Source organism: Mesorhizobium sp. M7A.F.Ca.US.002.01.1.1, from assembly GCF_004022955.1.
Lineage (GTDB): Bacteria > Pseudomonadota > Alphaproteobacteria > Rhizobiales > Rhizobiaceae > Mesorhizobium > Mesorhizobium ciceri.
Map to the genome: position 1 here is coordinate 1 of NZ_RZQE01001087.1, position 379 is coordinate 379.

Consider the following 379-nt stretch of genomic DNA (forward strand, 5'->3'; position numbering starts at 1 on the left):
GCAACCGGTGATACCGGAGCAACTGGCTCGACCGGATCGACAGGTTCGACCGGCTCTACTGGGGCAACAGGTTCGACCGGATCGACTGGAGCAACAGGCTCTACTGGAGCAACCGGCTCGACCGGTGATACCGGAGCAACTGGCTCGACTGGTTCGACTGGAGCAACAGGTTCGACAGGTTCGACAGGTTCGACCGGAGCAACCGGCTCGACCGGCGCCACAGGTGCAACCGGTGATACCGGAGCAACTGGCTCGACAGGTTCGACTGGAGCAACCGGCTCGACCGGCGCCACAGGTGCAACCGGTAATACCGGAGCAACTGGCTCGACCGGATCGACAGGTTCGACCGGCTCTACTGGGGCAACAGGTTCGACCGGAT

General features: G+C 62.8%; 1 protein-coding gene. It reads left to right on the top strand.

Annotation, left to right across the window (positions count from 1 at the left end; translation table 11 throughout):
* A partial coding sequence (locus tag EN932_RS37835) for a hypothetical protein (protein WP_206619063.1) occupies positions 1 to 379 on the top strand: 379 nt, incomplete at both ends.